The following is an 8,478-nucleotide window of genomic DNA, read 5'->3' on the forward strand; positions in this document are numbered from 1 at the left end:
GGTAACTCCGCTCCTCGCCAGGCTTCGCGCCTCGAAAGACAAGCGTTTTCAATCAGTCTGATAATCAGATAAATAGGACTTTGTCTACACACTGAAACCATCATTCAATGACGAATGATGGTTTTTTTCGTTGCGTTAATATGGACTCAATTGATTCCCTTTAAATCTAGCCACTCTGAGTATGTCAAAATGTTCAAGTTGTCTTTTTTACTTTCAACATAATTAACAATTGTTTTAAATTTAGCAGGATCAAAATTCATTTGAGCTTTATCAGCTTTTTGTTCAAATCGGTGATTAGTAAATACAATCGTTTGTCTTTTATTAATTGCTTTATCAATTTGTTCTTTCACCCATTCAATATCAGTACTTGGAAGCAAATTGATTGTTCGAACTAAATATTTGTTTCCATTATTAGGTTGTATTCCATCCGCTATCGTTCTTGCGCTTCGATAATGTTCTTCTTGCAGAGTTTTCAATGTATCTTGATTATACGAACCATATGGATAAACTGCTATATTACTAGCTCTTTTAAAGCAATGATTATTTAACCATGTACGAGCTCCATTTAATTCACTTTTTTGCTGCTTCTTGGATAAACGTGATAAATGACGATGTGTATTTGTATGATTCATTAAATCCCAACCAGAGTTGTATAAAGTATTTAATTGACTTAATGACATATATCCTTCAGTATCTACTTTAGTTGGAATGACAGCTATACTACCTTTTATACCGTTTTCTTTTAAAATATGAAATCCTTGCGTAAATTGGGTTTCCCATCCATCATCCATTGTAAAAATAATATTAGCCTTATTTTGCATTTTTTGAATTTCTTGATGAGAAAGCACAGTGTTCTTTTGAGGTCTACACTTAGTTGTCTTCATCAATTCTTCAGTTTTCGTTGGTTCTGATAAAATCAGAGCACTACTCTTCATAAATGGATATGCTATTAAGAATGACGAAATTAGAATAGCATAAACGACAACAAGTTTTTTATCCAACATCCATCATCTCTTTTTCCTTTTCTATTTCATAAACTCGACCTGTTCGAGCAACTTTGTTCCAATCATTTCGCTTTATAAAATACGCAACTGTTCCAAAAAGAACAAAAAATAGTGTTACAAAACGATATACAAATAAATCTAAAATAATCGTTATGGCCAACCGTTTTTTCTCTTTCCCTTTGAAATGAACACCATAATATCGAGCCAAGCTTATAGCAAATATACTGTAAATTAAATTTAAAGATACAACTCCAATTAAATAAAATAGTATTAGATTCTTTGCCTGATCCAAGTTTGTAAAGAACATATATCCTAAATTAAATATCGTATAATAAATGGCAATTGTACCTAGAAGGAAAGAATCGATCAGCATAAAGAACGAAACAGTTCGAAACAGAAAAGTTTTTATAAGCATTGGGAAATAATGAATAATACAATCAATGAAAGCCTTTTGCCAACGAACTCTTTGTTTAAATAAATCTTTCCAAGTTTCTGGACATTCTGTGTAACATACTGCATCTGGTGCAAAGACCATCTTTTTACCGGGATTTTTTAAAATGTATTGCTGAAATTTTAATGTAATATCGATATCCTCACCTAGCGTTTCCCTGTAACCACCGACATGAAATAAAATTTCTTTATTAAAGATACCGAACGCTCCAGAAATAACTGAAAGTGCATTAAATTTTGCAAGAGAAACTCGATTAATATAGAAACCTTTTATAAATTCAAAAATTTGAAACCTAGTAACGTAGTTGACTAATAAAGAACGCTCAACTTTATTTTTGTTAAATCGAACTCCTTGAAGAGGATGCACCATTCCTCCACCAGCTATAACATCTTTATCATGGAATACCTGATTTAACACATTTAAAGCATCATCTGCAAGAATACAATCAGCATCCAATGTCACCACTAATTCATTTTTTGAATAGTCAATTCCTGCATTTAATGCATCATGTTTTCCGCCATTTTCTTTGTCTATGACGTATACATTCGAATACAAGGTAGATTTATAAAAATTTTTGATTTTCTTAAAACTTAATCGATTTGATGTTTTCCGATCTTCTGGCACCAATTTAAGAAGATTATGTAAAATTTTCATTGTTCCATCCTGAGAACCATCATTTATATAAATGACTTCTTTTGCCATGTAATCTATTCTTTCGATTCCTTTTATTGTCGTTTCAATAATTCTTTCCTCGTTATAGCACGGAATGAGTATGCTCATTTTTTTATGTGTTCCTTCCAGGATAGGTTGGGAGTTATTACGATAAAAAAAGATTGGTAGAGCATTTAACATATGAAGGAGAGGAAAAAATGTACATAAGAATAATAGTAGCAATGTAAAAAATTGCATCATTAAAATCTCCTTTTAATAATCTAAGTTACATTTTAAGTTTTCTTTACGAATGATATGTTTTTCTCTTTTTATAAAAAAAACCATATAAATAGATTCACTTAAATTAACCCTAGGAGATATAATAGCAAAGTAATATTGCCTATTTGTTATTGTGATATTATGTTTTCTGAACAATTTATTTCAAAAGTGATACAAATGATACATTTATTAAAAATAGAGAAAATCGTGTTATAAATAAGAACTTTTATACCATTAGAAGAAACGCTTTTTTATAGAATTTGAGCAAAAGTAGTTTTACTTCCCCGATAAACCTTAATTATTGCAAAAAATAAAAAACCGTCTTTATATGATTGGATCAACTGTATCTTGGTTGCGAAATGATATGCCTTATACTCCTCAATATCTTGCTAAGCAATTATCTTTGCTTTTCAGGATTGGTAATAAAGAACTCTAATTCATTTTGTTTTTTATAATTAAGCATAGGACTTGTTGAATTCCACTTCCGTATGCTCTCAGTCCGTGAAGCGTAAGCTGATCCTCCTCGTCAAGTTGGTAAGTGACACGGGGTCTCAGCCTTCTCGCATCTCCCACAGGATTCGAGCATCCTTCCATTCCATTCAACTTCTTCATTTGTTAAAAAGTTTTCTTTTAAATTTAAAGATTAATCTCTTTACAAGTACCACCTTATGTCAATTTGTATTGAGGATAGGCACTGACAGCTTCTCTAATTCCCCTTTATTTTTTTATAAATGTTTTTTACTGTTACTTAATTTATCCTTAAGTATTACTTCACAAGATACACGAATTTTCTAAATATACTAATTTTGTGGTTAAATGTAGAATTTTAATATTAACTACTAAATTAACAATCAGGATAAGGGGGTACTGGTTATGTATGAGGGGAAAATTATTAAGTTTTATAGAGAAAAAAACAAACTTACTCAAGAACAGCTAGGAAAAGACATATGCTCCGTCACGCATATTAGTAAAATAGAATGTGCTCAGACTAAGTACGCACCTGAAATTATAAGTTTACTATCTAAAAGACTCGGAATTAATATGGAGTTAGAAGTAGCTAATTTTATGAATATTAAGCAACGTCTACTCCATTGGCATGATGTAATTATTATGGAATTATTTGAAGAAATGAATCAAATATATTATGAGTTTGAGATAGAAGAATTAATCCAAATATCCGAATATAACGATATGTATCAGCTACTAAAGGCTAAATATTTACTTACCTATAATAAGTTAAATGAGGCAAATAAGATCATAAAAATGATGCAAAAAAAAGAATCTAAGTTAGCACCATTTGAAAGCAACTTACTAAAGCATATTTTGGGTATTAATTATCTAGCAAAACAAGAATATATAAAAGTTATCCAAATCCTAAAGTCTATAGATAATTCAATTTATAAAAATCCTGAATATTATTACCATCTCGCAGTTGCTTACCATACTTTAAAAGCACCTGTATTAGCCTACTATTATGCTGAACGATCTCATCAATTTTTCAAACAAATAAATAACTATCTAAGAGTGATTGATGCTGAAATGTTGATGATCATCCAAATACAAGGTGACACTTTAGATGAGGAAATCATCAATCGGTTCAAGAATTTGATTAGAAGTTGTGAATTATGTAACTCCCCTGATCGAAAGTCGAAAGTATTACATAACCTAGCTTATGAATATTACAGGGGTAAAAAATACACAGAAGCAAGTAAATATTATAAAGAATCTATGTCACTCAAAAACTCAGAATCCTCACGATTCTTACTTTCATTAGAAGGTTACATCCGTAGTTCACTTGAAGAATCGAATTCAAACATAGAAGAACTCATCCACCATGCTGAGCATGGACTAAGCGTAGCAAAAAAATATAATTACGTCCTCTATATTCATCTATTTAAACTTTTACTTTATCTATTAAAATCGAAGGAGAAGGAATACCATCATTATTTATACAGTAAAGCTTTACCAATGTTTTTGAAAAATGGTTTTACTTTTTTGATTGAGCGTTCTAAGAAAGAATTATTTAATTATTATTCAAAAATGAAATTAAATGATCAGGCAATGGAAATAGCAAATTTAATTGTAAATGCTTAAGAGCAGGAACAAGGAAATACAGGATCAAGGGGAAAGTGATAGGAAAAGATATTTCTAAATATAATATATTCCCTATCTGCTTTTCCTGCTTTCCCTACCTTTCCTGCCTATTATTTATTACATCAAAATAGTACTTTTTACATTTTTTTCCACGAGAATGATTCCCTTCCACTAGATTTTTAGAATCTAATATAAATCGATATACCTATACTATCCAGAATTTTCCTTATGGTATAATTTTCCAAAAGGGAGGTTATTATGAAAATTCAAAATTATAATAAAATAAAAAAAATAGTTACTTTTTTATCTGTTAGTCTAGTTTTAGCTATTATTAATTCTCCGGTTATTACTTTTGCAGAAACAGTTGGATCCAGTCAATTAAGTGAAACGACTAATGCTAATGACATTAATAACGGTATCTCGAACTTAAACTATAATAATGACACTATCTTAGCTGTAAATGGTGATAAGATAGATCATTTTGTTCCAAAAGAAGGATATAATTCAAATAGTAAGTTTGTCGTCATTGAACGTGAAAAAAAATCACTTTCTACTTCTCCAATTGATATTTCAATTATTGATTCTATGACTAATCGTACATACCCAGGGGCATTACAGCTTGCAAATAATGCTTTTGCAGATAATCAACCGACTTTATTAATGGTTAAAAGAAAACCCTTAAATATTAGTATTGATTTACCTGGTTTAAAAAGAGAAAATACAATCACTGTGAATAATCCTACATACGGTAATGTGTCTGGAGCAGTTGATGAACTTGTTTCAAATTGGAGCGATAAATATTCAGCAACTCATACTTTGCCTGCTAGACTTCAGTATGCAGAAACAATGGTTTATAGTAAATCTCAAATAGCTAGCGCTCTGAATGTAAACGCGAAAGTTCTTGATAATTCATTAGGAATTGATTTTAATGCGATTGCTAGTGGTGAGAAAAAAATTATGGTTGCGGCATATAAACAAATATTTTATACGGTAAGTGCGGAACTACCTAACGATCCATCTGATCTATTTGATGATAGCGTTTCTTTTGAAGAATTAAAACGTAAAGGGGTAAGTAATCAATCTCCCCCAGTTATGGTATCAAATGTAGCTTATGGTAGAACAATTTATGTAAAATTAGAAACAACCTCAAAGAGTAAGGATGTACAAGCTGCATTTAAAGCCTTACTTAAGAATGCCAATGTAGAAACTAGCACTAGTGCTCAGTACAAAGAAATTTTTGACGATAGCTCTTTTACAGCTGTAGTCTTAGGCGGAGATTCACAAGAACATAACAAGGTTGTTACAAAAGACTTCAATGAAATTCGTAATGTTATTAAAGACAATGCGCAATTCAGCCTAAAAAACCCAGCATATCCAATTTCGTATACAAGTGTATTTTTAAAAGATAACGCACTTGCTGCAATTCATAACAATACGGATTATATTGAAACAACGGCTACAGAATATTCAAAAGGTAAAATATCACTTGATCATCGCGGAGCATATGTTGCACAATTTGTCATTTCTTGGGATGAATTTTCATATGATCAAAGCGGTAAAGAAGTATTAACGCATAAAACGTGGGTAGGAAACTACCAAAACAAAACAGCTCATTACTCTTCAATCATTCCTTTACCACCAAATGCAAAAAATATAAGAATTACTGCCAGAGAATGTACTGGACTTGTTTGGGACTGGTGGAGAACCATTATTGATGAATACAATGTTCCATTATCTAATGATATAAAAGTATCAATTGGTGGTACTACTTTATATCCAACGTCTAGCATTAATTAGTAGTAAAAATAGAAAGGCTGAAGTTCTTGTAATTAGAGACTTCAGCCTTTTTTCTAAATGGATTTCTTATGTTACTACTCCATTTGTATAAACTTTAAGATAAATTTCAATTTTAATTACAACTCAAAATCCGAACAGTTTTCTGCGTTGTATTTATTTCAATAATTGCCCCAATTGGCATTGTTACAATAGCGTGTGTGACAAATAAAACTTCCATCTAGTGAGACTCTATTATTTACTATTTCATAACAAAAGTGATAATCCCAATTACAATACAAAGAATTCCGCTTAAAAATTGCCCTAATCCTGAAGCTTCCCCCAATAGTATTAAATTAAATATGTTTTTGCTTTTTCGATTTCTACCGAATAGACCACCATCAGTTCTCATACGATAAATACCCCAAGCTACTAAAATTACCCCAAAAATAAATAAAATAAACTGCATCTATATTCCTCCGTTGATTGTATAATTTGTGGATTTTTCTAAAGTTATTTGTCATCTTCGTCAAAAATAAAAGTTTCTTCAATTGATAAATTAAAAACTGAAGATATTTTATACGCAAGTAGCACTGATGGATTATACTTTTGTTTTTCTAATGAGATGATTGTTCTAGAAGATACACTTACCTTTTCAGCTAACTCTTGTTGTGTTATTCCATGTTCTATTCGCAATTCTTTTACTCGATTTTTCATAAATCCTCCGAATTAAAGGAAATGATTATAATATTTTCTAGACACAATATCACTAATTATTAATGATATTAATACAACAAATAATGCTGTATTTGTCGGGATTTCTACATAATTAGTTAAAAACATAAGAATAAAAATTTCGCATACAAGAATAATCAAAGAAAATCGAGCAGCTTTTCCATCTATTAAAGCATCTCTTTCGTCATATTCTTTTGATAATTCTTTTTGTAATGTTTTATTCTTTCGAGATGTAATATACGAAATTGTTGAGTACACCATAAGTATTCCACCAAGAAAAGCTATGATATATCCGAAATTATATCCTGCTCGAGTACCGAGAACGGTTTGAATGATTCCCAATATAGTGATTAAACAAGAGACTAAAAAACGTTTTATGAAAAGATTTTTCAAATATACCTCTCCTTTCCAACTTCCTCCTAAAAGTGAAGTTTATTTCACATGAAGTTAACTTCATATTAATCTGTTACTAACCAAACGTCAAGAGGTAAAATATTTGTAGTTTTTTAAGGGATACAATTATTTCATTGAAACCTTGTATTACAGAAATTGATTATTTAACGTTATAAGGAAATATGTATTTTTTTCAACTAAACTTAATAGAGCCATACTACAAATTGTAGTATGGCTCTGATTAAGTTTAGTTAAATAGTTATCTAGGTTATTTATTTAAACGATAAATCGTAAATGATAAATAAGTTGCAAAAATTGCCCATAAAGCATACGGAATAAGTAGAACCGAGGCTAATATAGAATAATTCAGAGTAAGTTTGACTAATAGTAATGCTGTAATTGCTACAATTAAACAATCAATGGCTGCTAAATCAAGTCGCTTTAATTTAAATTGAAAATAACTAAAAGCCTGGTTACTTAAATAGTTTATTAACCATATCAGTAAATAAAAGAAAGATGTATTCTTTAATCCAACTTTGTAATCTACAATAGCGAGCGACAGTGCAATAAGTATATAGAGTATTCCCCAGACTATTCCAAATAATTTGTTTGGGGGAGTCCATTCTGGTTTTTTCAACTTGCTATACCATATTAAATCAATCGGAAATAGGAATGCAGATAATGAAAATAAAATTAATGTAATGATAAATACTAAAATTGAACTCATATTCGATCCTCCCTATGCTTGTTTACTTTACTAATAATATGTTTCATTTTATTTTTTAGTATTTTCCTTTACTAACAATTATTTTAAGATTTGGCTCTGTTTAAAAAAGAGTGTTGATGATTTGCATTACAGTATGCCCTAAAGAGCAGGAACAAGTAAAGGCAGGATCAAAGAGAAAGGAAAAGAGATTAAAAGACTGGAATTTATTTGTAATTCAGTCTTTATTTGACATACTAAAGAAAATAAAACAAAAGAGGGTATTTCAAAATACCCTCTTCAGTGTGTAGAAAAAGTCCTATTTATCTGATTATCAGACTGATTAAAAACGCTTGTCTTTCGAGGCGCGAAGCCTGGCGAGGAGCGGAGTTACC

8 protein-coding genes are annotated in these 8,478 nt (G+C 30.4%); 2 read left to right on the plus strand and 6 right to left on the minus strand.

The window, feature by feature from the left end; all coding sequences use genetic code 11:
• Positions 1 to 146: 146 nt before the first annotated feature.
• Positions 147 to 1,004 (minus strand): polysaccharide deacetylase family protein, encoded by an 858-nt coding sequence (locus B7R67_RS21385; protein WP_088073019.1) that lies wholly within the window; start codon positions 1,002 to 1,004, stop codon positions 147 to 149.
• Positions 994 to 2,367 carry a glycosyltransferase family 2 protein gene (locus B7R67_RS21390; protein WP_088073020.1) on the minus strand — a complete coding sequence of 458 codons (1,374 nt, stop codon included), beginning with the start codon at positions 2,365 to 2,367 and terminating at the stop codon, positions 994 to 996. Before B7R67_RS21390 ends, B7R67_RS21385 begins: the two co-directional genes overlap by 11 nt.
• A gap of 891 nt (positions 2,368 to 3,258) precedes the next feature.
• On the opposite strand from B7R67_RS21390, the gene B7R67_RS21395 reads away from it, so the two are divergent.
• Both B7R67_RS21395 and B7R67_RS21400 read left to right on the plus strand, forming a co-directional pair.
• Positions 3,259 to 4,479: a helix-turn-helix domain-containing protein gene (locus B7R67_RS21395; protein ID WP_088073021.1), complete on the plus strand. Its 1,221-nt coding sequence runs from the start codon at positions 3,259 to 3,261 to the stop codon at positions 4,477 to 4,479.
• Positions 4,480 to 4,737: 258 nt separating this feature from the next.
• Positions 4,738 to 6,276: a thiol-activated cytolysin family protein gene (locus tag B7R67_RS21400; protein WP_088073022.1), complete on the plus strand. Its 1,539-nt coding sequence runs from the start codon at positions 4,738 to 4,740 to the stop codon at positions 6,274 to 6,276.
• A gap of 238 nt (positions 6,277 to 6,514) precedes the next feature.
• On the opposite strand, the gene B7R67_RS21405 is transcribed toward B7R67_RS21400, so the two are convergent.
• The 4 genes from B7R67_RS21405 to B7R67_RS21420 form a co-directional block, all read right to left on the minus strand.
• Positions 6,515 to 6,721: a hypothetical protein gene (locus B7R67_RS21405; protein WP_088073023.1), complete on the minus strand. Its 207-nt coding sequence runs from the start codon at positions 6,719 to 6,721 to the stop codon at positions 6,515 to 6,517.
• A 44-nt stretch (positions 6,722 to 6,765) separates the two neighbouring features.
• Complete coding sequence (locus B7R67_RS21410) at positions 6,766 to 6,969, minus strand: helix-turn-helix transcriptional regulator (protein ID WP_088073024.1); 204 nt, start codon at positions 6,967 to 6,969, stop codon at positions 6,766 to 6,768.
• 12 nt (positions 6,970 to 6,981) lie between these two features.
• Entirely contained in the window at positions 6,982 to 7,380 is a 399-nt protein-coding gene (locus tag B7R67_RS21415) for a hypothetical protein (RefSeq protein ID WP_088073025.1), read from the minus strand.
• A 268-nt stretch (positions 7,381 to 7,648) separates the two neighbouring features.
• Complete coding sequence (locus B7R67_RS21420) at positions 7,649 to 8,107, minus strand: TspO/MBR family protein (protein WP_088073026.1); 459 nt, start codon at positions 8,105 to 8,107, stop codon at positions 7,649 to 7,651.
• Positions 8,108 to 8,478: the final 371 nt, after the last annotated feature.

Source organism: Gottfriedia luciferensis (assembly GCF_002156865.1).
Lineage (GTDB): Bacteria > Bacillota > Bacilli > Bacillales > Bacillaceae_G > Gottfriedia > Gottfriedia luciferensis.